We start from the raw sequence: 23,300 nt of genomic DNA, 5'->3' as shown, positions 1-23,300 counted from the left end.
TTCATGGAATCGAATCCGATACGAATGCGCGGCAGACGGGAAATCGCCGATGCACTAGCCGGTCATCGCTTCATCGACAAGCTGCCAGATGAAACGGCCTGACGGACGTTGCTGCTCCTCCGCGATATGGGCAATCAACCCCGCCGCACGGCTGAGCACGGCAAAGCCGCGCATCAGCGTCGGCGGAATGCCAAGGTCGCCCAGCAATGCCGCGATGGCGCCGGTCGCATTGATCGTGATGTGCTTATCCGAGGCGGCATCGACCTCCGTCGCCAGGGTCTCGAGCGCACGGCAATGAGCGCCATGCGTACCGGCATCGCGCGCGAGCGCGAGTAATGCGACCGCTCGCGGATCGTCCGGCCGATGCAGATGGTGGCCGAATCCCGGAACGGGTTCGCGACGCGCGCGGTACTCGCGTGCTACCGCCGCCGCTTCGCGCGGTTCGTCTCCCTTCGCCGCCACGATTCGCGCGAGGAGTTCCGCAGCGGGCTCCATCGTGCCGACAAAGCGGCTGGCCACCGCGAGGAGGCCGGCGGCAACGCCGGCCTGCAGATTCTCTGGCGAGCTGGAGTAGATCATCCGGGTTGCGATCGCACTGGGCGTCATGCCGTGCTCCATCAGCGTCACGAGAATCGCATCGATGACACGCCGCTGGTTGGGCGCCAGTGCAATACCGAAGGTCTGCTGCATGAAAACGTCGATGAAGCTAGCTTTGCCGATCAGGTCGTCGACAAGGTTGCTATTGCGGTAATACACGGCATCCGTGGTGTAACGACAGAGCCGCGTGTGCGGTTGATCGGCGTGGTCTGCCATCACTGCCCCCGTGTAGCGAGAATGACATCGCGAACCGCCGGCTTGAGCACCTTGCCGACCGCGCTGCGCGGCAACTCATCGAAGAAATGGACGATCTTCGGTGTCTTGACCGCCCCCAGCTCGAGCTTGACAAACGCCATCAGCTCATCCGGGCCCACGCTCGCTCCCGCCCGCAGTTGCACCGCCGCATGTACGGCTTCGCCCCACTTGTCGTCTGGAACGCCAACCACCGAACAGTCCGCGATGGCCGGATGACGGCACAGGACAACCTCGACGTCACCCGGATAGACGTTGAATCCGCCGGTAATGATGACGTCGCGAATGCGGTCGCGCAGGAACAGATAGCCGCGCTCGTCGAATACGCCCGCATCGCCGGTATGCAGCCAGCCGTCGATCAAGGTCTTGCGTGTTTCGTCGTCCGCATTCAGATACCCGCTCATGACAAGGCCACCCCGCACGACGATCTCGCCCTCCTCGCCCGGTTGTAACGGCCGCCCGTCCTTGCCGACGATTGCCACCTGAGTCAGCAGCGACGGCCGGCCAACCGACGCGAGGTTGTCGCCGGTCATTTCCGACGGCGGCAGGAACGTGATGATCTGCGGCGCTTCCGTCTGACCGAATGACGTACAGACAATCGAACCGAACACGGTCTGCGCATCGCGAATCTGCTCGGGACGCATCGGCGCACCGCCGTACACCAGGTACCGCAGTGCACCCAGCGCGCGTGGCTCACGACGCTGCTCCTCCGCGAGCGCCTGGATCAGCGTGGGAGGCGCAAAGAAGATGGTCACGTCGTGCGCGCTTGCGGCGTCGAGCAACGCACCCGGTTTCGCATAGTCGGGAAACACCAGCGCGCCACCTGCGCCGAGGATTGGCAGCATGTAGGTCGACGTCCCGTGCGTGATCGGCGCCGCGACGAGATAACGATCGCTTGGCTGCAATCCCAGTTCATGAATCTGAGTCGCGATGCTCGTCGTCCACGCACGCAGCGGCTGGATCACCCCTTTCGGGAAACCCGTCGTGCCTCCGGTGAACTTGATCGCCTGCGCCTCCTCCGGATGAATACCCGCGCGCGACAGCGGCCCCATCGCGAGCGAAAGGCGAGTTCCGCCCTGGCATGCCAGAACTTCAAGTGGCTGCAGCGGCGCATCGATCCCTTCCAGGCGTGCCAGCATCGCCGTATCGGCAAGAACCAGCGACGGCTCGACGAAATCGACAATTCGGCGCAACTCGGGATCGCCGTTGCGCGGATTGAGCGGCACCCAGACCTTGCCGGCCGCGAGAATCGCAAGAATCGCCACTAGATGGTCGACCGAATTCGAGGCCCCGACGCACACGCGGCTGCGCGGCCGCGGATCAACGCGATCGAGCGTGGCGGCCCGATCGAGCACGATTTCCGCCAACTCGGAAAACGACAGGTTGCCTTGCGGGCTGATCACGGCGGGGCGGTCGGGATGTCGCTGCGCGGCACGCCAGAAATAATCGATTGGATACATGAAACGAGCTCCGGAATCAGGGCGCTGTCGGTTCGAGCGCCATCAGTACATGGCTGAACTTTATGAATTGTTCAAATGTTCGAACATTCGGATATACCCGAAGCCACTCGATGCGCTTCCAGGAACCTCGTCTACCCACAGGCGTACGAATATTCGAACAAATCGAAGGGGCGCCCGCTATACTGAACGCTGCTCAACCCCGTTTTTACCGACCCATGATCGCCCCCACCCACGCGCCGGACATCGTCTCGCTGGACTCGCCCCAGCCTCGTCACGTCGACCTTGCTCGCGCGTTGGTACAAAGCATCGGCACCGGCGAATTCCAGATCGGAGACATGCTGCCGACGGAAGCCGAACTGTGCGCGCAGTGGAATCTCAGCCGCTACGCCGTGCGCCAGGCCATACTGAAGTTGTGCGAGCTCGGTCTGATCAACCGTCAGGCGGGTGTCGGCACGCACGTGATCGCGCGCTATCCACAGACGCGTTATGTGCAGTCGATGGATTCGTTGTCGGATCTTGCTCGCTATGCACAAGGCACGCGACTCGATATCGTGGCACACACCGTGCGCCCGGCCAGCGATGCAGAATCCCCGCTCCTCCACTGTCCGCCGGGAACGAAGTGGCTGCACATCGAGGGCATTCGATATGACGTTACGGGTACCGGCGAGCCGATAGCGCTCGTCGACCTCTATGTCACTGGCCGCTACAGCAAATTGAAGGGCGTGTCGAAAACGCTGGACACGCCGGTTCATACAATGCTCGAGCAGCAATTCGGTGTCAGGGCGACACGCGTCGAGCAGCAAATTCAGGGGCTGCTGCTTGTCGGCGAGCAGGCTGCGGCACTGCACGTTCCGGAGGGTTCGGCAGGGCTGCGCATTGTCCGAACCTACTACGCACACGATACGGTCATCGAGGTAACGTCCGGCGTGCATCCCGCAAGCCGTTTCAGCTATTCGATGTCGTTCCAATTGACGCATGCGCCTCACTGAAACGAGACGTACAAGCCGTCTGCTACGCCAAACTCACAGCCCGCGTTCGTTCAGCGAAAACACTATGTTCGACGAACCCGATCTATCGAACGCATTGCAATTCCCTTAACGTGATTCCTGCGATCCGTTTTCTGTTTTGCGGATCACTCATCTCGCTTTTTCGGCCAATCGCGCACGACGTTCGTGTCCCTGTTTCGGATGCGGATAGCCCGAGCGCAAACGGATGAAATTTGGCCGATGGCACGTGCACGACGCACGCTTGCCGCCAACAGGAATCGAATCATGGAATTTCTACTTGATCACTTGATCGACGACGAGACCGAACACGCCATCGCACATGAAGTCAGACGGGTCGATCCGGACGCCGGTATCGAGATCGATCGGGCCACAAAGCGTGTGGTCGTCAATTCGTGGCTGTTTCCCGAAGAGTTTATCGTTGCATTCGACGATGCAGGCTATAACGCCAGGATCCTCGACTCCTGATCCGACACGCCCAAGCATTCCCGCGTGCTCGTCATGCATTACGGAAGACACGATCGTCCATGCAGTCACGGCACGATCTGCTATCGCATCGCGCTGATATCTGCTTCACGCGATTGGCGTAGCGAAATGCCTCGACAACCGGGCGGCAATAATGAACGCCCTACCGCGATCTCTGCCGACACACGCCCGGATTTCATACCGAAATCGCAATTGCATTGTACGCGCAGCCCCAAATTTTAACGCTCGCATAAATCAGGATCCGCCTCGAGATCAAACGATAACAGGCTGATTCCGTTCTATGTTGCTAGCCAAATCCGCTTGTACTTTGAATGCAAGAAGGAACATCGAAGAAAGGAGACAGCCATGGAATTGAATCTCAACGGACGGTCCGCACTCGTATCGGGAGCAAGCAAGGGCGTAGGGAAAGGAATCGCGAGGGCGCTCGCCGCCGAGGGCGTGAACCTCGTGCTGCTGGCACGCGGCACTGCCGATCTCGAGCGTACGGCTCGCGACATCGCAGCCGAGTTTGGCGTACGGACCCTACCTGTCAGCGCCGACATTACAAAGCCCGACGAAGTCAGGCACGCGAGCTTGCTGGCTCAAGAGCATTACGGAAACGTCAACATCGTCATCAATAATGCCGGGGCGGCGATTCAGCGGCGTGATCGTGAAATCCTGTGGGATGACAGCGACTGGCTCAACCAGATCGAAATCAAGAACCTCGGGGCATTGCGAGTCATTCGCGAGTTCCTCCCCCTGATTCCGACCAATGGAACCGGACGAATCATCAATATCACCGGCGCATCGGGAACGATGACCTGGAACCCGGCCCTGACTTACGGGATGAATAACGCTGCGCTTATTCACATGACCGGATATCTCGCTGCTGATCTTGCGAATCACAAGATCAACGTCAATGCGGTGGTGCCGGGACTGGTAGGAACTGAATGGCGAGACGAATGGGCGCGGACCATGGCCCAGAATGCGGGCAAGGACGTCGGCGAATGGTTGCGTGAATTTTGTCTTGCGAAGGGCATTTTGTCCGGACGCTGGGCGTTCGTGGAAGAAATCGGCAATATGGTTGCCTATCTTGCCTCTGACCAGGCACGCTACATCAACGGCGCACGCATCGCAATCGACGGCGGCCTCACCGTCAACTCGAGATAGGATTGCGATGTGCCGTACCAGAAACCGTGAAAGCTTCCGCGCTTGAGAGCATCGCGCCGATCGACTCAGCGTGCGATACTGACCGGCCGTCGACAGATAGCGCACGAAATATCACGCCCTGCCGCCGTTTCGTGAAACGGCCCGGCCAGTCACGGCAAGGATCGACGCACACCGCAACCGCGCAAGGAGGGCCTCCTGCATGACCACACCATTCAGGCTGGGCGACCACGTCCGGTGGAATTCGGAGGCCGGCTACGTGACCGGCACGATCATCGCGATCCACACCGCGGATTTCGACTACAAGGGCCACCGCCATCGCGCATCGCCCGACGATCCGCAGTACGAGATCAAGAGCGATCGCACCGACCACATCGCCGCGCACCGCGGCCGCGTGCTCGAGCGCATTGCGGGCAAGGACGACGCATGACGCTCCCGTTCTATACGATCGGCCATTCGAACCGCACGCTCGACGAATTCGTCGACATGCTCGGCGCGGTCGATATCGCGCTGCTCGCGGATATCCGCAAGATGACGCGCTCACGCACCCATCCGCAATTCAACGAAGCGACGCTGCCGGACGCGCTGGCTGCAACCGGCATCGCCTACGAGCACATCGCCGAGCTCGGCGGCCTGCGCGGCAAGTCGCACGACGTGCCCGACGACGTCAACGACTTCTGGACCAACCAGAGCTTTCACCGCTACGCCGATTACGCACTGTCACCCGGGTTTCGCGACGGTCTCGACCGGCTGATCGCAGACGGGCATCGCCAGCGCTGCGCGATCATGTGCTCGGAAGCGGTGTGGTGGCGCTGCCACCGTCGCATCGTGTCCGACTACCTGATCGCACGCGGCGAAACGGTGCTGCACATCATGGGCCGCAACCGCGTGGAACCCGCACACCTCACGGCGGGCGCGGTCATCCGGCCCGACGGCTCGATCGTCTATCCGGACGTCGACGACGACACCGCCACACCGGAAGCCGGCACGCCACCGCACGCGTGACGTCGCCCGCACGGCCGCGCACCCGCGTCGGCTTCCGACCATCGCGATCTGCATTATCATCGGGCCTCCACCGCGCCTGCCCGCCTCCGGCAAGCGGGCCCCGCCACCTCGCCCGTTGCACCCCATGCTCACTCTCGTCATCGTCGCCGGCTTGTGGGCCGGACTGCAGAACGCCCTCGCGGGCGGCGGCTCGTTCGTCACGCTGCCCGCCCTGATCGTGTCGGGCATGTCGCCGCTCGCGGCGAACATCACGTCGACGGTCGCGCTGTTTCCCGCGCAGGTCACGACCGGCTGGGCGAGCCGCAACATGGTGCGCGGCGTGGGCAAGCTGTCGTTTCGCACGCTGTTCTTCATCAGCGTGGTCGGCGGTGCGCTCGGCGGGCTGCTGTTGCTGAAAACCCCGTCGTCGATCTTCTCGCGCCTCGTGCCGTGGCTCGTGCTGTTCGCGACGATCGTGTTCGCGTGGGGCAGCTTTTTCCGCAAGCCCAGCGAAGGCACGGGCCACCTCGGCACCGTCCCCGCGGCGCTCTCGCAGTTCATGATCGCGATCTACGGCGGCTACTTCGGCGGCGGGCTCGGCTTCCTGATGATGGCCGTGCTGACGATGGCCGGCCTGTCGCCGCGTCACGCGATGTCGACGAAGAACGCGCTCGCGGGCGTGATGAACGCATCGGCCGTCGTGCTGTTCCTGACGTCGCCGCACCTGCACTGGGGCTCGGCACTGGCGCTCGGCGGCGGCGCGATCGTCGGCGGGCTGCTCGGCACGTGGGCGCTGCAACGCGTGAACGAACGCATCCTGCGGATCGGGATCGTCTGCATCGGCGCGGTGCTGACCGTCGGGCTGTTCGTCAAGCCGATCTGACGCACGCCCCTTGCCGCCGCCGCAGCGGCAATTGATGAGCAAACCGCAAGACGTCTTTCGCATATCTCGTTTGCCGTGACGGCGGTGTCCGCCCACAATCGGGGATTGCCGTCGTCATCGCCCGCTCGCGGGCACCGACCGGCACTTCGCGGCCGCCATTCCGATTCACCGCCGGCGGCCCGGCCCATCGCGTCACACACGCTCCCTCGCCATCGGCGCCCTGTGCGGCGGCAGAACGCCTGCCGACGTACCGCCCGATGCGTTCCCGGCCGACAGGCCAACAATAAAAAGAGGTAGGAGATGCAGGACAACTCGTTGAGGCAGAGCCTCAAGCAACGGCACATCACGATGATCGCGCTTGGCGGCGTGATCGGCGCGGGCCTGTTCGTCGGCTCCGGCGCCATCATCGCGACCGCCGGCCCCGCCGCGATCCTGTCGTACCTGATCGGCGGCGTGATCGTCACGCTGGTCATGTTCATGCTCGGCGAAATGGCCTCCCGCAATCCCGACAGCGGGTCGTTCTCCACCTACGCGAGCAGCTATCTCGGCGAATGGGCCGGCTTCGCGGTCGGCTGGCTGTACTGGTTCAAGTCGATGATGACGATCACCGTCGAGGCGATCCTGCTCGGCGCGATCCTCCACGATTTCCTGCCGTGGCTGCCCGTGTGGGCCGGCGCGCTGTTCATGCTCGTCACGCTGATCGCGAGCAACGCGTACTCGGTCCGCTCGTTCGGCGAAGCCGAATACTGGCTGTCGTTTGCCAAGGTCGCGACGATCATCGTGTTCATGGCGCTCGGCGCATCGATCCTGCTCGGCTTCCAGCCGCGCATTCCCGCGCCCGGGCTCGTGAATCTCACCGATCACGGCGGCTTCATGCCGAACGGCATCTCGCCCGTGCTCGCCGGTGTGATGGTCGTGATCTTCTCGCTCGGCGGCAGTGAAATCGCGGCCGTCGCGGCAGGCGAATCCGAGAACCCGAGCAAGAACGTGATCCGCGCGATCAAGAGCGTGATCGTGCGCGTGATGGTGTTCTACGTCGGATCGGTGTCGATCCTGATCCTGTGCATGCCGTGGACCGACAAGGCCAACCTGAAATCGCCGTATGTATCGCTCTTCAACATGGCCGGCTTCACGAGCGCGGCCGTCGCGATGAAGATCGTGCTGTTCGTGTCGTTCATGTCGGTGATGAATTCGTTCCTGTTCTCGAACTCGCGCATGCTGTTCTCGCTCAGCCAGCGCGGCCACGCGCCCGCGATGTTCGGCCGGACCAACGCGAAAGGCGTGCCGATGAACGCGCTCGTGCTGTGCCTGGCGATCTGCGTGTCGATCCTCGGCATTCACTTCGTGAGCGGCGGCGACCTGTTCCTGATGCTCGCGAAGAGCAGCGGCGCGTTCGTGATGATCGTGTGGATCTTCATCATCGTCGCGCACTTCGCGATGCGCCGGCAGGAGAAGCACGTACCACGCGATCCGCAGGCGTTCCGCGCGTGGTTTTATCCGGTGTCGAACTGGATCGCGCTGCTGGCGCTGGTCGCCGTGCTCGGCTCGCAGGCGTTCAACCCGGATTCGCGCTTCCAGTTCTGGTTCACGGTATTGACGGCGCTTGCGATCGTCGCGGCGTATTTCCTGCGCCGCAAACCGGCACAACTCGGCGACACGGCCGGCGCGAAGCTGCGCTGACCGTTACCCTCGGCGAGCGAGCGGCACGCCGGCGTGCCGCCGCTCAACCTCTCGGCCGCTCAGCCGAACGGCCGCACGCCGATCAGCCAGCCGTGCAGGAACAGCGCGAAGACGGCCCACACGACGAGCCCGGCCACGATCGCCACGGCATCGCCCGACAGCTTGCCCGCCGGATAGCGGACGCCATCGCGGCGGTCACGCGCGCGCCACACGACGAAATCGACGAGCGACCACACGAAGAAGGCACCGAACAGCACGACGGCGTGCAGCGTGCCGTTCGCGAGCAGGTGCGCGATCGCCCACACCGCCACGCCGGCCACCATCGGATGGCCGACCAGCGTCTTGATGCGGTTGCCGGGCACGTAGGAGGCGGCGATCAGCACGAAGGCGATCGCGGTCAGCATGCCGGTGAGGTGGCGCACGCCAACCGGCGACACCCACAGCAGCGTCGCGCCCTGGCGCGCCATGCCGTACCCCCAGATGATCAGCACGAAACCGACGATCGATGCGATCGCATAGGGGCCCTTCCAGCGTTTCTCGCCGATCCGCGCGATCGTCGCCGACCGCCAGCCGTCCGCGACGATCCGGATCGAGTGCACACCGAGGAAGATCGCTAAACCGAGAATCAGGACGAGCATCGGTTGTCTCCGTCTGGAATGATGAGTGGGGAAGCGTCCCGCACGGCGTACGATGCGCCGTTCGCGGGGCCGGCGGCGAGGCCGGCACGGGTCGCGCCAGGCACGGGTGCGACCCGCGCCGATCATAAACGCCGAGGCCGCCGTTGTGAAGCATGGGGATGTGCGGTGCGGCAAGCCGGAGGTTTTTGCGCACCTGTGCGGGCGCGCCGCCGGGCATCACGCGCCGCGCGCCATGCGTATCGGCCGGCGTTCGAGATCGAAAGAAAGGAAAACGAAATGCGCGAAGCTGTCGCTTCGCTCGTTCGGTATTAAGTTTGCTTGCGTTTCGCCGGTGGGTTCGGTGCCGGCTTTGCTATCGGTTTCGCCGCTGGTTTCGCCGCTGGTTTCGCCGCTGGTTTCGCCGCTGGTTTCGCTGCTGGTTTCGCTGCTGGTTTCGCTGCCGGTTTCGCTGCCGGTTTCGCTGCCGGTTTCGCTGCCGGTTTCGCCACCGGTTTCGCCACCGGTTTCGCTGCCGGTTTCGCCACCGGTTTCGCCACCGGTTTCGCCACCGGTTTCGCTGCCGGTTTCGCTGCCGGTTTCGCTGCCGGTTTCGCTGCTGGTTTCGCTGCCGGTTTCGCTACCGGCTTTGCCGCCGGCCTCCCCACCGATTTCGCCACCGGCTTCTTAGTCCGTGTCCCCGCCGCCTTCCCTTCCGCTGCCGGTTTCGCCACCGCCCTAGCCTTGCGCTTCGGCGGCCCCGCCAGCAACGCCGCGCGATACGCGCTGCGGCACCAGTCGAACAGCGCGCCGGCGTCCTCAAGCACGTCGGCCGGCGCTTCGTAATAGCCGTCGAGCGAAACCGTGCGCGTCGGCCGCTCGTACGAGAACGGCCCCATCCCCGCCGCAACGAACGCCGGACGGTTCACGTCATCCACACGCAGGAACAGCGACCCGCGCGACATGAAGCCGAACATCACGCCGTCGAGCCGCATCGCCGCACCGCTGAAGAACCGCACAACCGTAACGTTGCCGAGCGGCGCGAGCTGATACGCGATCTCCTCGCCGTGCGCCTTCTGCGACTGCCAGCTCATGCGCGCCCCGTGCAGCGCTGCGTCCACGCGTCGAGCGCCGCGTCGTCGAAGCCGACTGCCGCCGCGCTCTCGCGAATCTGCCGCCACGTCGCGCGGTCGACCGGGATGCCATCAGCACCACGCGCCGCGCGGCTGGCCTCTTCCGGTTCGCCGGGCACCTGCACCGGCGCATCGCCGGCTTGCGGCGACGCCTTCGCCCACGCGACGAACGCATCGGCTTCACGCTCGGCATCGGCCGCATCGAATGCGTTCGGATCGATCAGCACCGACAGCATCCCGTTGACGATCGCGCTCGTCTTCTGCAGCGTGTCGCCGTAGGTCGTATGCCCGCCGACGAGCGCGCCGCCGAAAATCTCGCACATCGCCGCCAGCGCATAGCCCTTGTGCAGCCCGAACGGCAGCAGCGCGCCGAACGGCTGCTCGTGCATCACGGCCGGATCGTCGGTCGGCTGGCCGCGATGGTCGATCAGCGACCCGGCCGGCACGCGCTTGCCCTGGTTGTACGCGACGCGCGTCTTGCCGTACGCGATCGCGCTCGTCGCGAAATCGAGCAGCAGCGGCGGCCTGCCCGCACGCGGATACGCGGCGCAGAACGGATTCGTGCCGAAGCGCGGATCGGTGCCGTGCAGCGGCGCGACCAGCAGGTCGCCCGGCACGTTGACGAAGTGGAACGACACGAGCCCCGAGCGCGCGCACTGCTCGGCCCAGTGCCCGATGCGGCCGAGATGATGCACGTCGCGCAGCCCGATCGCGCAGATGCCCATGCGTCGCGCGCGCTCGATCCCCTCGACCATCGCCTCGAACGCGATCACCTGGCCGAAGCCGCGCCCGCCGTCGATCGTCAGCACCGCACCGCCGTCGCGGACGATCGACGCATGCCCGTTCAACTGCAACTGCCCTTCCCGCCACGACGCGACGTAGTTCGGAATCATCCCGATCCCGTGCGAATCGTGGCCCGCGAGATTCGCGCCGACCAGATGATCGGCGACGAGCGTTGCTTCGCGCTCGCTGCTGCCCGCCCGTTCCCAGAGTGCCGCGACGAATGCATGCAGCGGTTCGGCGCGCATGCGCAGCGGTTCGGTATCGGGCGTCGGCAGTGCGGTCATCGGCAAGGCTCCGTCAGGTCGGGTCGGGCAGTCGTCACGCTCAGCGCGCGGTCGCGATCACGTCCGCGACCGCCGCCGTCAACTTCTTCGCGTACGGCACGTGCAGGAATTCGTTCGGACCGTGCGCGTTCGACTTCGGCCCGAGCACGCCGCACACCATGAACTGCGCGGACGGGAAACCCTCCTGCAGCACATTCATCAGCGGGATCGTACCGCCGAGGCCCATGTACGCGCAGTCGGCGCCGAAGTGGCGGCGCGACGCGGCATCGAGCGACGACGCGAGCCACGGCGCGAGATCCGGTGCGCTCCAGCCGGTCGCGGCACCCGCGTCCGGCTTGAACGTGACCTTCGCGTTGTACGGCGGATCGAGTTCGAGCAGTTCCTTCAGCTGCTGCACGGCCTGCGCGGCGTCGACGAGCGGCGGCAGGCGCAGCGACAGCTTGAACGCGGTGCGCGGACGCAGCACGTTGCCCGCATCCGCCAGCGCCGGCATGCCGGCCGCGCCCGTCACCGACAGCGACGGACGCCACGTCGAATTCAGCAGCGCCTCGCGCGGATCGGTCGTGGTCGGCAGCACCGGCTTGCCGTCCGCGCCGCACGCCCACGGCAGCCCCTTCCACACGGCGTCGCCGAGGATCGACGCGGCCGCGTCGGCTTCGCGCACGCGGCTGTCGGGAATCTCGCAATGGAACACGCCCGGCAGCAGGTTGCCGTTCTTCGCGTCTTCGAGGCGCTCGAACAACTGGCGCATCACGCGGAAGCTCGACGGCGCGATGCCGCCGAACACGCCCGAGTGCACGCCTTCCTCGAGCACCTCGACCTGCAGGTCGCCGGACACGAGCCCGCGCAGCGACGTGGTGAGCCACATCTGGTCGTAGTTGCCGGCGCCCGAATCGAGGCACACGACGAGCGACACCTGGCCGAGCCGGTCGCGCAGCGCGTCGACGTACGGCAGCAGGTCGTAGCTGCCCGATTCCTCGCAGGTCTCGATCAGGCCGACGCAGCGCGGCCGCTCGATGCCCTGCTCGTCGAGTGCGCCGAGCGCGGCGAGGCTCGCGTAGATCGCATAGCCGTCGTCCGCGCCGCCGCGGCCGTACAGCTTGCCGTTCTCGTACTTCGGCGTCCACGGGCCGAGGTCCGCGCGCCAGCCGTCGAATTCGGGCTGCTTGTCGAGGTGGCCGTACAGCAGGATCGTGTCGGTGCTACCCGAACGCGTGGCGGGCGATTCGAAGAAGATCACTGGCGTGCGGCCCGGCAGGCGCACGATTTCGAGCTTCAGGCCCTTCACGGGCTGCCGCTCGGCCCACTGCGCGGCATCGGTGACCACCCGCTCGAGATAGCCGCGCTTCGCCCAGTCGGGGTCGAATGCGGGGCTCTTCGCGGGGATCGCGATGTAGTCGGTCAACGCGTGGAGGATTTCATCGTTCCACTTGCGCTCGATGAAGGTAACGAGCTTGTCATGGTCGAGGACGGGGGTAGTGTCGACGGAGGTCATGGTGGGGGTGCCTGGATCGGGCTGACGAAAACCCAGATCATACGCCGATGCACCCGCGCCGGCGCCCCCTTCCTGGTCGTTCAGACCGCCTGCGGGAACGCGTCGCGCAGCCCTGCCGCACACGCCAGCGCGTCGCGCCACAGGCGCCGCGTCAGTTCGCCCGCCTCCTCTTCACGCGCGAGCGCCGCAGCCTCGCCCGACCACAGCAACGAGAAGTCGTCGCGGCCTTGCCGCTCGAACGCGCCGCGCAGCGGATCGACCGCGGCCGTCGCGAGCGGGAACGCCGGCGCGAGCGCGCTCATCGGCCCCTGCTCGCGCATGAAGCGCGTCAGCAGCCCGCGCGCGGGGCGGCCCGTGTACAGGTTGGTCATGCGCGTGCCGTCGTCGCGCGCGGCACGCACCGCCGCGCGATGCTGCGCCGAGCGGCCGGCCTGCGGCGTCAGCAGATAGCCGGTGCCGATCTGCACCGCGCGCGCGCCGAGCGCGAACGCGGCCGCGATGCCCCGCCCGTCGGCGATCGCGCCGGCCGCGATCACCGGTGCGCGCACCGCGTCCACGATCTGCGGCAGCAACGCGAACAGGCCCGGTTGCGCGTGGATGTCGTCGGTCAGGAACATCCCGCGATGACCGCCGGCCTCCGCGCCCTGCGCGACGATCGCGTCGACGCCGCGCGCATCCAGCCAGCGCGCCTCCTCGACGGTCGTCGCGGACGACACGACCTGCGCGCCCGTGCGCCGCACGCGATCGAGCAGCGGGGCGTCCGGCAGCCCGAAATGGAAGCTCACGACAGCCGGCCGCCATTCCTCGACGACCGCGCACATCGCCTCGTCGAACGGCGCGCGGCCGGGGCCGCCCTTCACGCCGGCCGGATCGAGCGCGGCTTCCGCGTAGTAGCCGGCGAGCGCAGCACGCCAGCGCGCGTCGACCTCGGCGTCGGGCGCCGGCGGCATATGGCAGAAGAAGTTCACGTTGAACGGTGCGGGCGTGCGGGCGCGGATCGCCGCGATCTCGTCGCGCAGTTGCTGCGGGCCGAGCGCCGCGCACGCGAGCGAGCCGAGCCCGCCGGCTTCGCATACCGCGATCGCAAGCGGGCTCAGCGAGCCGACCATCGGGGCCTGGATCAGCGGCAAACGGGAAGGCAGCATCGTCATCGGAATCGTCCTTGGGGAAGATGTGAATGTCGCAAAAAAGCACGTTACAAGGCAGTCTTGCGAAGAGGCCGAGTGCGTCTCGCCTCTTCGGTCAAGGACGCCCCTGATCGCATCATCGGGCTTGCCATTGCGTTGGTTGCACCACGATGCGATCGCGTCGGCTGGCTGCGCGGCCTGCAAACTCTCCCGACGTTCATTCCACGAACGCCGGAAAACATCGCCGCGACCGCGTCAGCCCGCGTCCGGTTCGGGTACGCTCGCGGCGGCCTCGATGCGAAACAGCAGCCGGTCGTCGAGCGCATCCCAGATATCGACCACGCCGCGCCCGCCCTTCGGCAGGCCGGCAAACACCGGACGCCCGTCGAGCCAGCCGGCCTGGCTCTTGAACCACTGGCGCTCGCACCAGCCGCCGCGATGCAACGCGAGCCACTTGCCGCTGCCGACCTCGAACTCGCGCAACACGAATTTCGCATCGCGCGCCAGCACGCGGGCGCCGTCGTCGGAAAACGCGCAAGGGAAGCCGTTGTCCGCCCCCGGCAATTCCCAATCGGCTTCGCCCTCCGTACGCACCGTCAACGCCGCGTCCCGTGCGAACGCACGGCGACGCCGGCCGGCGCTCACCGCGAACGGCGCATCCTGGAAGCGCTGGTCGGCCATGTCGTAATCGAGCACGTCAAGCGTGCCGCCGTCGGTGAGCGGCACACGGTAGAGCCGGTTGCGGATGCGCACCCACGCTTCGCGCGCGTCGGGCGACAGGTGGACCCGCTCCAGATCGTCGTACCGGCTTTCGGCGCGCCAGCACACGTCCGCCGCGCCGCTCGCGGCGTCGACCCGGTAGAGCGCCGTGTTGTCCCAGTACGCGACGATCAGCGTCGACAGCGCCGCATCGACCGATGCGCTCACCGGCACGTTGCGCAGCCCGTCCATGACCGTCGCCTCCGCTTCGTCCGGCACGAACGGACGCGGCAGTTCGAACGACGCGACCACCCGTCGCTGCGCCAGATCCCAGATATCGCAGAATCCTTCGCCGGCCACGACGAGGCGCAGTTCACCCGTCGCGTCGCGCGTCCATTCGAGCACGCACGCGTGACGAGCCGCAACCGTCCCGGCGAGCGGAGCTTGCGACGACGCATGCGCCGATACCGATTCGGGCGCCGGGCCGGCAGCGGCCTGCGCGCCCGCTTCGGGCGCCACGTAATCCGGCGGCACGTAGTCGGGCATCGGCGACCGGTGCCGCGCGCGCCACGCAGCCAGCCACGCCTGATACACATAGCGGCGGCTGCCGTCCGTGCCGATATCCGGCTGCTCGAGGCGAAAGCCGGCCGGATCGACGCCCGGCAGCGGCACGAGTTCGGCACCGTTGCAATAGACGTAGACTCGCGCACGATCCCGTGCGAAATATTCGGAGAGGAACGCGAGCGTCGCGCCATCGACACCGCGCCGATATGGCTGGTTGTCGTGCAGCAACCGCCCCTGCCCGTCGCGCAGGAAGCCGGGCCCGACGACTTCGGCGGTCGCGCCATCGAAGCGGGCCTTCACTTCCTTGCCGAAATAGAACAACCGGCCGCCATCGCGCAGGTAATAGTCGCCGACGACTTCGATCCGGGCCGGATCGATGCCGCGCTTGCGTACCAGCATGCACAGCACGCCATTGCGATCCTTCGCGTAGGTGTCGTTCAGGACTTCGAATGTCTCGCCGTCGACCTTCGCGGCTTCCGAATGACCGCGCCACTGCTTCAGATAGCAATGGTCACCGGCCTGATACCACGGCCCGGCCAGATGTCGCCACCGTGCGGGATCGCCGGGAAGCGGGCCGCCGTCGAGAAAGCCGGTGTGATACTCCGCGTACGAGTAGAGTCGCGACCGGTCGGCGATGAACGAATCGCCGAGCCACCGGACCGTCGCGGCATCCGGTTCGAGCAGCGGCAGGTCGTGCAGATACACCTGGTTGCCGACTACCCGGAACCCGCCGCCGAGCTCCTGCGCCGGTATATCCGCCGCGGTCTGCCCGACGATGGTATGCCACCAGTAGCCTTGCAGCTCGGGGTGCGCGGCAAAAAACGGCGACCAGTCGCGCTCCCACTTCTCGCGCGAGCCGGGATCGGCCGCGTGCCCGTAACGGTACGGCCGCGCCCGGTCGGTCGCGTGATCCTGCGCCACCTCGTCCGCGCTGACGAAGCTTGCCGCTTCGGCGCCTTCGACCTCCCGCCCGTCATACCAGACCCGCTGCGCATCGACCAGATATGCGCCGACCCACCGCAGCGTCGCGGGATCCGCACCGCGCATGCGCTTGCCGTAGTGATACAGGTAGCGGTCGTCGTGCCCCCACGCATCGGTCAACAACCGGAAGCGCGCGGGCGACGCGCCGGCCAGCTTGCGGTTCTGGAAATAGACATGGTTCGCGTCGACGGCATGCGATTCGTCCAGCGGTCGAAACGTCGCGGCGTCGACGTCGAGCACGGTGAAGCGCAACCACGTGAACGTGCGCGCGTAGGCGCGCACGCCGTCCGTCGCCAGATACTGGGACAACGGCCGGAAGCCGTCGATCACGATGCCTTCGATGAGGTTGCCCGCGCGATCCCGCAACGGGTCGTCATGGCAATACACGTGCGCGTCATCGCGCATGAAGCCGAAGCCGAGGTTCTCTCTGAGTGTCATGTTGTTGTTTGATTCCGCTTTCGTCCGGAATGCCCCGGTCAGACGATGCCCGCCGGGTACGAAAGCCGTCGCCGCCGCGCGGATGCGCGGCGCTCACGCGTCCTGCGATCTTACGCCACGATCCATCCCGCGTCGGTACGCGGCCGGACTCGTCGCCGCGACGCGCCGGAAATGCCGGCGCAGCGATTCCTCGGAACCGAACCCGGCGCGCGCCGCGACCTGCGCGAGCGACAGCGCGGGATGCGCTTCGAGCATGTCCTTCGCGACGTTCACGCGTTCGCGGATCAGCCACGCGAGCGGCGACATTCCCGTCGCATCCGCGAACTGACGTTGCAGCGTGCGCGTGCTCATCGCCGCCTGCGCGGCGAGCGATGCGAGCGTGTGCGGCTCGGCCGCGTGCGCGCGCATCCAGTCGATCAGCTTCGCGAGCCGGTCGGTGCCGCCCGGCGCGACCGGGCGCGGCACGAACTGCGCCTGGCCGCCGTCGCGATGCGGCGGCAGCACGAGGCGCTGCGCGACCCGGTTCGCAATTGCGCCGCCGTGATCGCGGCGCACGAGATGCAGCAGCATGTCGAGCCCCGCCGCCGATCCGGCCGATGTGATCACCTGCCCTTCGTCGACGTAAAGCGCATCGGGATTCACGCGCAACGCCGGATAGCGCGCCTGCAGTTTCTCCGCATAGCGCCAGTGGGTCGTCACCGTGAGGCCGTCGAGCACGCCGGCCGCGGCCAGCACGAACACGCCCGAGCAGATCGAGCAGAGCCGCGCGCCGCGGCGATGCGCGGCCCGCAGTTTCTTCAGCAACGGCTCCGGCGGCAGTTCGTCCGGATCGCGCCAGCCGGGAATCACGATGGTATCGGCGCGATCGAGCGTCGCGAGCCGGTACGGCGCGGCGACCGTGATGCCGCCCGCCGCGCGCACGGGCCCCGGCTCGCTCGCGCAGACCGCGAAGCGATACCAGTCGACCCCGAGCTCGGGGCGTTCGAGGGCGAACAGTTCGACCACGCAGCCGAATTCGAACGTGCAGAGGCGATCGTAGGCGAGCGCGACGACGAGATGATTGTGCATGGCGCGATGTTACCGGAACTTGTCGATCGCGCCACTGCCGCGAAACGTGCCGAACCGCGATACTGCCCCTCATTCCACCGCGCTCTGCGCAACCTTCAGGAGAACCTGCCCATGTCCTGCGTCACCGACGTGCCCGCCGCCGACAGCCCCGCCGCCCTCGCGCATTTCGAGGCATCGCTGCGCTTCGAGACCGATTGCTGGGACGTGCACGACGCGCTCGCGTCGGGCGCGCCCGATTTCGTGTTGCTCGACGTGCGCGGCCCCGACCAGTTCGCCGCCGGCCACGTGCCCGGCGCGCGCAACCTGCCGCGCCGCAAGATCATCGAGAGCAAGCTCGCCGGCTATCCGGCCGGCACGCTGTTCGTCGTCTACTGCGCGGGCCCGCACTGCAACGGCGCCGCGCGCGCGGCAATCCAGCTCGCGCGCCTCGGCCGGCCGGTCAAGCTGATGATCGGCGGCGTGACGGGCTGGCGCGACGAAGGTTTCGCGCTGAGCAACGAAGTGCAGCCGGCGGACGCCGAAGCCGGCTGATCGTCATTAAAAGCGCAACAATCAATTGCCTGCGTACGGCCTGCACGCGAACGAAAAAAGCGCGACAATCGGTCCCATTGCAGTTCGGATGGAGCAGCAACATGCAGAACGCAGTCCTGATTCAAGTGGCCGGTTCGGTGGCCGCGATCGCGATCTATTTTCTGCCGGCGGTCATTGCCGACCGGCGCGGCCGGCACGACAAGCTGACGGTCGCGATGTTCAACGCGCTGTTCGGGTGGACCGGCATCGGCTGGCTGATGACGCTGTACTGGGCCTGCCAGCCGAACCCGCACGCCGATGTCGCGCAGACGATCCTCGCCAAGCGCCGCGGCATCAGCATGCGGACCTTTTCGACCGGTCTCGTCGAGCGCGTGCAGCGCCGTGTCGCCGCCCAGGAGCAATGGGCGGAGAAGCAAGGCTGCCGTTAAGTCCCTCTTTCCCCGTTACCGTACCGCGTCGAACTTCGGCATCCTGACATTGGTCGACGCGCGGTAATCCCAAGCCAGCCCGTCGTGCGGCAGCCCGCCGCCCGCACGCAGCCACGCCCCGAACGCCCCCGCCGTCACCGCCCGCGCGATCCGCTCGCCCGGGCAGCCATGCGGCCCCGTGCCGAAGCCGAAATTCGGCCCGGCCGTGCGGCCGGGCATGAACCGGTGCGGATCGCGATGTACCGCAGGGTCGCGGTTCGCCGCGGCGAGCACGACGAGGATCGCGTCGCCGGCTTCGACGGTCACGCCTTCGATCGTCGTGCGCGATGCGACGAAGCGGCGCGTGTTCTGCACCGGTGAATCGAAGCGCCCGACTTCGGCAACGAATGCGTCGAGCGCGGCATCGTCCGGGACGGCGTGCGCGGCGCCCGCTCCCGCTGCCCCGTTCCACGCCACCAGCGCATTGCCGAGCCACGCGGCGGTCGCCTCGCAGGTCTGCGACAGCAGTCCGACGAGATTCGCGACCATTGCGCCGCTCGCCTGCCAGCCCGACGCGCGGGCCGCCTGCTGCACCGCGGCGACGAGCGTGCCGTCGTGCGCATGCGTCTGCGCGACGCGCTCCGTCATCCGGTCGAGCAGTTGCCGCGCGGCGTCGCTCGCGCGGGCCAGTGCGACGGCATCCGACAACGGCGACAGCGCGGCGACGAAATCGACGACCCGCGCCGCGATATCGTCGAGCTGCGTCTCGTCGAAGCCGAGCAGATCGGCAACCGCGCAGACGGGCACCGTCATGCACCATGCGTTCAGCGCGCCGGCATCGCCCGGCGCCGGCAAGCGCCGCGCGGCAAGCTGCGCGGCTCGCTCGCGCAGCGCAGCCGTGTCGATCGGCGCGAACGCGGTGCGCAGCGCCTGCTTCGGCACGTCGTGCCGCAACGCGCCGTCGTTCATGCGCACCAGCTCGCCGAACAGCGCGCCGGCCGTCGTGCCGCGCAACGCGGGCGGCACCGGCGCGTCCAGCGGGCGCACGCGGCAGGCCGGATGGCCGAGCACGGCCGTCACGGCGGCCGCGCGGCTCGCGACCCACAGGCCGAGCGTGGCGTCGAACGCGAGCGGCGGCCCGTCGACGAGCGCCGCATAGTAGGGATAGGGATCGCGGTGCGTGACCGCTGCGATGGGATCGGTCGGGTTCATGCGGACAGTATCGGCGGAGCGCGCCGCCGCATGTTTCGGGCTGGCGTGAAATGTCGCGGCGCGGGCATCACCCGTGGCCGCATCGCGACGACCGGGGAACGTCAGGCCGCCGACCGGTAGCGATGCGACTGCATGCGCATGCGGACGCGCCCGGCCGAAATCGCGCGCGGCTCGGGCACCACCGTGTCGTGATGGAACATTTCCTGCCGGAATTCGCCGTTTTCGTCGAACCACTGGCAGATCAGCCAGTCGCCGTCGTCGAACACGACCGGCCCGGCATAGGTGACGGTCATGCGCGGCCCGCCCGTCTTCAGCGTCACGACATCGCCGACGCGAAGCCGGACGCGTTGATTTTCTCGGATCGTCATCGCTCTCTCAGCATTTTTATATATCGATATTTTCGGCGGCTCACCGACCGTTCTTGCGAAGGTGCCGCAGATTATCAATCAAAAAACCGGCCGGCAACTCCCGCGTAAAAAACTCACGGCGGGGAAAATGCAACAATGCGCGACATCGATGCGCTCGGCGGGCGCCCGCTCGCCCGAGCCGGCGCGGCTTGCGCGCCGGCCCCGGTCGAACGGGCGGAATGCGGAGAATAGACGATGAATTTTGCGTCGTCACCGACGTTTAATTCGGACGCGAAATCGGTTGATTATTGTCAATCAATGTTTCGGCTGGAAACGATCCCACGGTTTATTTGCGCTCATTCCCCGAACAAATCCGGTGAATTATCGGGCGACGCAAACCAGCGGTTGATATCGCGCCCGGGCACGGCTGCTTGCGTGAACGTAAACGTGCCGTCCTGCGCCATCTCCTTCGCGGCGCGCAGGAACGCGCCGAGCGCGGCCCGCGCCAGCGCGCCGCCGACGCTCACGCGCTTCACGCCGAGCGCCGCCAGCGCGTCGAGGCTCAGCAGCCCGCCCTGCAACCCCATCACGACGTTTACGGGCGCGCCGACCGCCTGCGTCACCGCCGCGATTTCGTCCGCATCGGTGATGCCCGGCGCATACAGCACGTCGGCGCCCGCGTCGCGATAGGCAACGAGCCGTGCGATCGTATCGGCGAGGTCGGGCCGGCCATGCAGGTAGTTTTCGCAGCGCGCGGTCAGCGTGAACGGAAACGGCAGCGCGCGCGCCGCGTCGACGGCCGCCGCGATGCGCTCGATCGCCGCTTCGCGCGCGTAGATCGGCGCGTCGGCACGGCCCGTCGCGTCCTCGATCGAGCCGCCGACCGCGCCGGCCTCGGCCGCGAGCCGGATCGTTTCGGCCACCGTGCCGGGCGCGTCGCCGAAGCCGTTCTCGAGATCGGCGCTGACGGGCAGGCCGCCCGCGGCGACGATCTCGGCGATGTGATCGAGCATCGCGTCGCGGTCGATCGCGTTGTCGGGCTGACCTTTCGAAAACGCGTAGCCGGCACTCGTGGTCGCGAGCGCCTCGAAGCCGGCCATCGCGAGCAGGCGCGCGGTGCCGGCGTCCCACGGGTTCGGGATGATGAAGGCGCCGGCGCGTGCATGCAGGGCGCGGAACGCTTCGGCTTGGCGGGCTTGCAGGTCGGAACGGGGCATCGTGGACTCCGGAAGGAAGTTGACGGCTGAGCTTACGCCGGTCGTGCACACGACGTTTCAGTGCTCATCGAAATGTCGTCGCGCGACAGGAAAAAACCGGTGCGCCGACTGCGTGCCAGCAGCCGGCAACGAGCGGGCGGACGCCGCCGTCCGCCCGGTGCCGGCCCGCCGTCGCTTACTTCGCGGCGGCTGCCCCGCCGTCGATGCCGAGCAACACGTCGGTAACGGCCTCGGAGAAACGCATCGCGCGACCGTCGATCAGCACGCCGTCCGGATTCGACGGGTCCCGCGCGGCTTGCGGCACGCCGTGCGCGAGCAGCAGCCGCGCGCACGCCTCCCAGTCGGACGCGCCGACCTGCTCCGGTTCGTTGACGGATGCCCAGGACAAGGTGCCGAGCGCATCGCTCCCGAACCCGTGCAGGTCGCGCCAGTTGGCGCCGTGCGCGAGCAGGAACGCCAGCAAGCCCGCATCGCCGCGGAACACCGCATGATTCAGCGCGCTCGCATCCCAGTCGCCGCCCCGCGCCGCGATCGGCCAGCCCAGTTCGACCATGACCTTCACCGCGTCGCCCGCCCCCCACGCGGCGGCATCCGGCAGCAGCCTCAGCCGCTCGCCGGGCAGCGCACCGGGCAGTTCGGGATGGCGCGCCTGGATGCGCCGCGCCTCGTCGGCATCGGCGCGCGCGCAGGCCGCCACGAACGCGTCTGCCGCGTCGAGCGGCTCGTCCGCGCCGGCCGCCCGCAACAGCGCCGCGACGTCGGACAGCCCGGTCTGCATCGCCAGCCGGTACGCACTGACGCCGGTCGGGGTCCGCGCGCGCGGATCGGCGCCGGCCGCCAGCAGCGCGGCGACATGGCGTGCCGAGCAGCGCACGCCGATCGCCCGCAACAACGGCGCGCCCCAGGTCTGCGCCAGCCCCGCGCCGGGCGGCTCGTTCGGGTCGCCGCCGTGCGCGAGCAGCAGTTCGAGCGCGCCTGCGTCGCGCATGTCGAACGCGCGCCGCAACGCATTCGTGCCGCCCACCCGCGCGCCGTGTTCGAGCAGCAGGCGCGTACAGGCCGGATTTTCCACCGAGTGATACAGCGATTCGCCATCGTTCGGATCGGCGCCGGCTTCCAGCAGCATGGCGGTGAGCACCGGATCGCGATTGACGCCCGCCGCACCGTACAGCGCCGACAGCGGCTCCGCTTCGTCCGGCGCGGCAAGCGACGCCGGCGGAAAGCGGTTGCCGATCCGCTGGTTCGGATCGGCGCCGGCATCGAGCAGAAGACGCGCGCAGGCGCGCAGCCTGGCGGCAAACTCGGGAAGCTGCCCGAGCCGCGAATGCGTAACGGCGACCAGTGGCGGCAGCTTCAGCACGCCACCGGCGCGTGCGATCCAGCCGGGATCGGCGGCCAGCGCCGCCTTCACCGCGTCGAGATCGCCGGCCGCGCATGCGACGGTCGGATCGCCCGCAACGAGATCGGGACGGTCGAGCAGCAGTTGCACGGCAACACGCGGCCGGGGGGCGTCGTAGCCGCCGGTCACGTCGCCGCCGTACGCCAGGTCGAGCCAGCGCCGGATCAGTTGCGACCGCGGTTGCCCCGCCAGCGCATGCGTTTCGACGAACGCGCCGAGATCGGCCCATGACGCAAAACCGTACTCGCGCGCAATGCAGGATTGCGCGTCGTGCAGCCGGAGCCCGAGCGCGAGCGTTTCATCGTGTGTGCGGTGCGCGGCGGCAGGCAGAAACCGGACGAAGCGCGCGACGGCATCGGCGTCGCCCTGCCGGTACAGGCGCAACAATGCCTTGGCCTGCTTTTTCAGATGATCGGAATTGGCCCTGGGGGGCAGCTTTTTCATGCGAATCCTCGTGCAGTATTGGCCGAAGGTCCGCAATACCGCCAGCACAAAGGACAGGTGGAAAG

Annotated in this window: 22 protein-coding genes; 9 read left to right on the top strand and 13 right to left on the bottom strand. The window is 67.2% G+C overall.

The window, feature by feature from the left end:
* Positions 1–54: 54 nt before the first annotated feature.
* Both ACN8ZM_RS19700 and ACN8ZM_RS19695 read right to left on the bottom strand, forming a co-directional pair.
* A complete protein-coding gene (locus ACN8ZM_RS19700; protein WP_420212120.1) occupies positions 55–813 on the bottom strand; it encodes a citryl-CoA lyase in 759 nt (252 codons plus the stop codon).
* Positions 813–2,309: a class I adenylate-forming enzyme family protein gene (locus ACN8ZM_RS19695; RefSeq protein ID WP_420212119.1), complete on the bottom strand. Its 1,497-nt coding sequence runs from the start codon at positions 2,307–2,309 to the stop codon at positions 813–815. Before ACN8ZM_RS19695 ends, ACN8ZM_RS19700 begins: the two co-directional genes overlap by 1 nt.
* Before the next feature lie 215 nt (positions 2,310–2,524).
* Between ACN8ZM_RS19695 and ACN8ZM_RS19690 the strand changes: the two genes are divergently transcribed.
* The 7 genes from ACN8ZM_RS19690 (at position 2,525) to ACN8ZM_RS19660 (ending at position 8,492) form a co-directional block, all read left to right on the top strand.
* Positions 2,525–3,298, top strand: coding sequence for a GntR family transcriptional regulator (locus ACN8ZM_RS19690; protein ID WP_420212118.1), 774 nt, complete (start codon positions 2,525–2,527; stop codon positions 3,296–3,298).
* Between the two features lie 282 nt (positions 3,299–3,580).
* Positions 3,581–3,781, top strand: a complete 201-nt coding sequence (locus ACN8ZM_RS19685; RefSeq protein ID WP_420212117.1) for a hypothetical protein — start codon at positions 3,581–3,583, stop codon at positions 3,779–3,781.
* 363 nt (positions 3,782–4,144) lie between these two features.
* Positions 4,145–4,948 (top strand): SDR family NAD(P)-dependent oxidoreductase, encoded by an 804-nt coding sequence (locus tag ACN8ZM_RS19680; protein WP_420212116.1) that lies wholly within the window; start codon positions 4,145–4,147, stop codon positions 4,946–4,948.
* Between the two features lie 199 nt (positions 4,949–5,147).
* Complete coding sequence (locus ACN8ZM_RS19675; protein ID WP_006490334.1) at positions 5,148–5,375, top strand: DUF2945 domain-containing protein; 228 nt, start codon at positions 5,148–5,150, stop codon at positions 5,373–5,375.
* Positions 5,372–5,950: a DUF488 family protein gene (locus ACN8ZM_RS19670; protein WP_420212115.1), complete on the top strand. Its 579-nt coding sequence runs from the start codon at positions 5,372–5,374 to the stop codon at positions 5,948–5,950. The genes ACN8ZM_RS19675 and ACN8ZM_RS19670 overlap by 4 nt, the downstream gene beginning before the upstream one ends.
* Positions 5,951–6,074: 124 nt before the next feature.
* The gene (locus ACN8ZM_RS19665; RefSeq protein ID WP_175022123.1) at positions 6,075–6,812 is read left to right on the top strand and encodes a sulfite exporter TauE/SafE family protein; all 738 of its coding nucleotides are present in this window, start codon (positions 6,075–6,077) and stop codon (positions 6,810–6,812) included.
* A gap of 300 nt (positions 6,813–7,112) precedes the next feature.
* The gene (locus ACN8ZM_RS19660) at positions 7,113–8,492 is read left to right on the top strand and encodes an amino acid permease (RefSeq protein ID WP_205824822.1); all 1,380 of its coding nucleotides are present in this window, start codon (positions 7,113–7,115) and stop codon (positions 8,490–8,492) included.
* Between the two features lie 59 nt (positions 8,493–8,551).
* On the opposite strand, the gene ACN8ZM_RS19655 is transcribed toward ACN8ZM_RS19660, so the two are convergent.
* The 7 genes from ACN8ZM_RS19655 to ftrA all read right to left on the bottom strand — a co-directional run bounded on the left by ACN8ZM_RS19655 (position 8,552) and on the right by ftrA (position 17,678).
* The gene (locus tag ACN8ZM_RS19655) at positions 8,552–9,130 is read right to left on the bottom strand and encodes an NnrU family protein (RefSeq protein ID WP_175022121.1); all 579 of its coding nucleotides are present in this window, start codon (positions 9,128–9,130) and stop codon (positions 8,552–8,554) included.
* Between the two features lie 308 nt (positions 9,131–9,438).
* On the bottom strand, positions 9,439–10,227 hold the full coding sequence (locus tag ACN8ZM_RS19650) for a TfoX/Sxy family protein (protein ID WP_420212114.1): 789 nt from the start codon (positions 10,225–10,227) through the stop codon (positions 9,439–9,441).
* Positions 10,197–11,306: a malate/lactate/ureidoglycolate dehydrogenase gene (locus ACN8ZM_RS19645; RefSeq protein WP_420212113.1), complete on the bottom strand. Its 1,110-nt coding sequence runs from the start codon at positions 11,304–11,306 to the stop codon at positions 10,197–10,199. Before ACN8ZM_RS19645 ends, ACN8ZM_RS19650 begins: the two co-directional genes overlap by 31 nt.
* A 40-nt stretch (positions 11,307–11,346) precedes the next feature.
* Positions 11,347–12,801, bottom strand: coding sequence for a M20 family metallopeptidase (locus tag ACN8ZM_RS19640; protein ID WP_043180066.1), 1,455 nt, complete (start codon positions 12,799–12,801; stop codon positions 11,347–11,349).
* Between the two features lie 80 nt (positions 12,802–12,881).
* Positions 12,882–13,952 carry an NAD(P)H-dependent flavin oxidoreductase gene (locus ACN8ZM_RS19635; RefSeq protein ID WP_420212112.1) on the bottom strand — a complete coding sequence of 357 codons (1,071 nt, stop codon included), beginning with the start codon at positions 13,950–13,952 and terminating at the stop codon, positions 12,882–12,884.
* 231 nt (positions 13,953–14,183) lie between these two features.
* Entirely contained in the window at positions 14,184–16,610 is a 2,427-nt protein-coding gene (locus ACN8ZM_RS19630; RefSeq protein WP_420212111.1) for a DKNYY domain-containing protein, read from the bottom strand.
* 93 nt (positions 16,611–16,703) lie between these two features.
* Positions 16,704–17,678 (bottom strand): transcriptional regulator FtrA, encoded by a 975-nt coding sequence (gene ftrA / locus ACN8ZM_RS19625; RefSeq protein ID WP_043180075.1) that lies wholly within the window; start codon positions 17,676–17,678, stop codon positions 16,704–16,706.
* Positions 17,679–17,789: 111 nt separating this feature from the next.
* Here ftrA and ACN8ZM_RS19620 point away from each other — a divergent pair, with 111 nt between their 5' ends.
* Together ACN8ZM_RS19620 and ACN8ZM_RS19615 are read left to right on the top strand one after the other, a co-directional pair.
* Positions 17,790–18,209 carry a rhodanese-like domain-containing protein gene (locus ACN8ZM_RS19620; RefSeq protein WP_420212110.1) on the top strand — a complete coding sequence of 140 codons (420 nt, stop codon included), beginning with the start codon at positions 17,790–17,792 and terminating at the stop codon, positions 18,207–18,209.
* 101 nt (positions 18,210–18,310) lie between these two features.
* Positions 18,311–18,637: a superinfection immunity protein gene (locus tag ACN8ZM_RS19615; RefSeq protein ID WP_043181370.1), complete on the top strand. Its 327-nt coding sequence runs from the start codon at positions 18,311–18,313 to the stop codon at positions 18,635–18,637.
* Positions 18,638–18,652: 15 nt separating this feature from the next.
* On the opposite strand, the gene ACN8ZM_RS19610 is transcribed toward ACN8ZM_RS19615, so the two are convergent.
* From ACN8ZM_RS19610 to ACN8ZM_RS19595, 4 genes are all read right to left on the bottom strand, one after another.
* Positions 18,653–19,828 carry a cytochrome P450 gene (locus ACN8ZM_RS19610; RefSeq protein ID WP_420212109.1) on the bottom strand — a complete coding sequence of 392 codons (1,176 nt, stop codon included), beginning with the start codon at positions 19,826–19,828 and terminating at the stop codon, positions 18,653–18,655.
* A 101-nt stretch (positions 19,829–19,929) separates the two neighbouring features.
* The gene (locus tag ACN8ZM_RS19605; protein WP_043180082.1) at positions 19,930–20,196 is read right to left on the bottom strand and encodes a YodC family protein; all 267 of its coding nucleotides are present in this window, start codon (positions 20,194–20,196) and stop codon (positions 19,930–19,932) included.
* Between the two features lie 335 nt (positions 20,197–20,531).
* On the bottom strand, positions 20,532–21,392 hold the full coding sequence (locus tag ACN8ZM_RS19600; RefSeq protein WP_089452232.1) for an isocitrate lyase/PEP mutase family protein: 861 nt from the start codon (positions 21,390–21,392) through the stop codon (positions 20,532–20,534).
* A gap of 175 nt (positions 21,393–21,567) precedes the next feature.
* Positions 21,568–23,235 carry an ankyrin repeat domain-containing protein gene (locus ACN8ZM_RS19595; protein ID WP_420212108.1) on the bottom strand — a complete coding sequence of 556 codons (1,668 nt, stop codon included), beginning with the start codon at positions 23,233–23,235 and terminating at the stop codon, positions 21,568–21,570.
* Positions 23,236–23,300 lie beyond the last annotated feature (65 nt).

Origin of the sequence: Burkholderia aenigmatica, assembly GCF_048627025.1 — a bacterium.
In the GTDB taxonomy this organism is placed as follows: Bacteria; Pseudomonadota; Gammaproteobacteria; order Burkholderiales; family Burkholderiaceae; genus Burkholderia; species Burkholderia aenigmatica.
The sequence above is the reverse complement of the archived record's forward strand: the minus strand, read 5'-3'. Positions and strand labels throughout refer to the sequence as shown.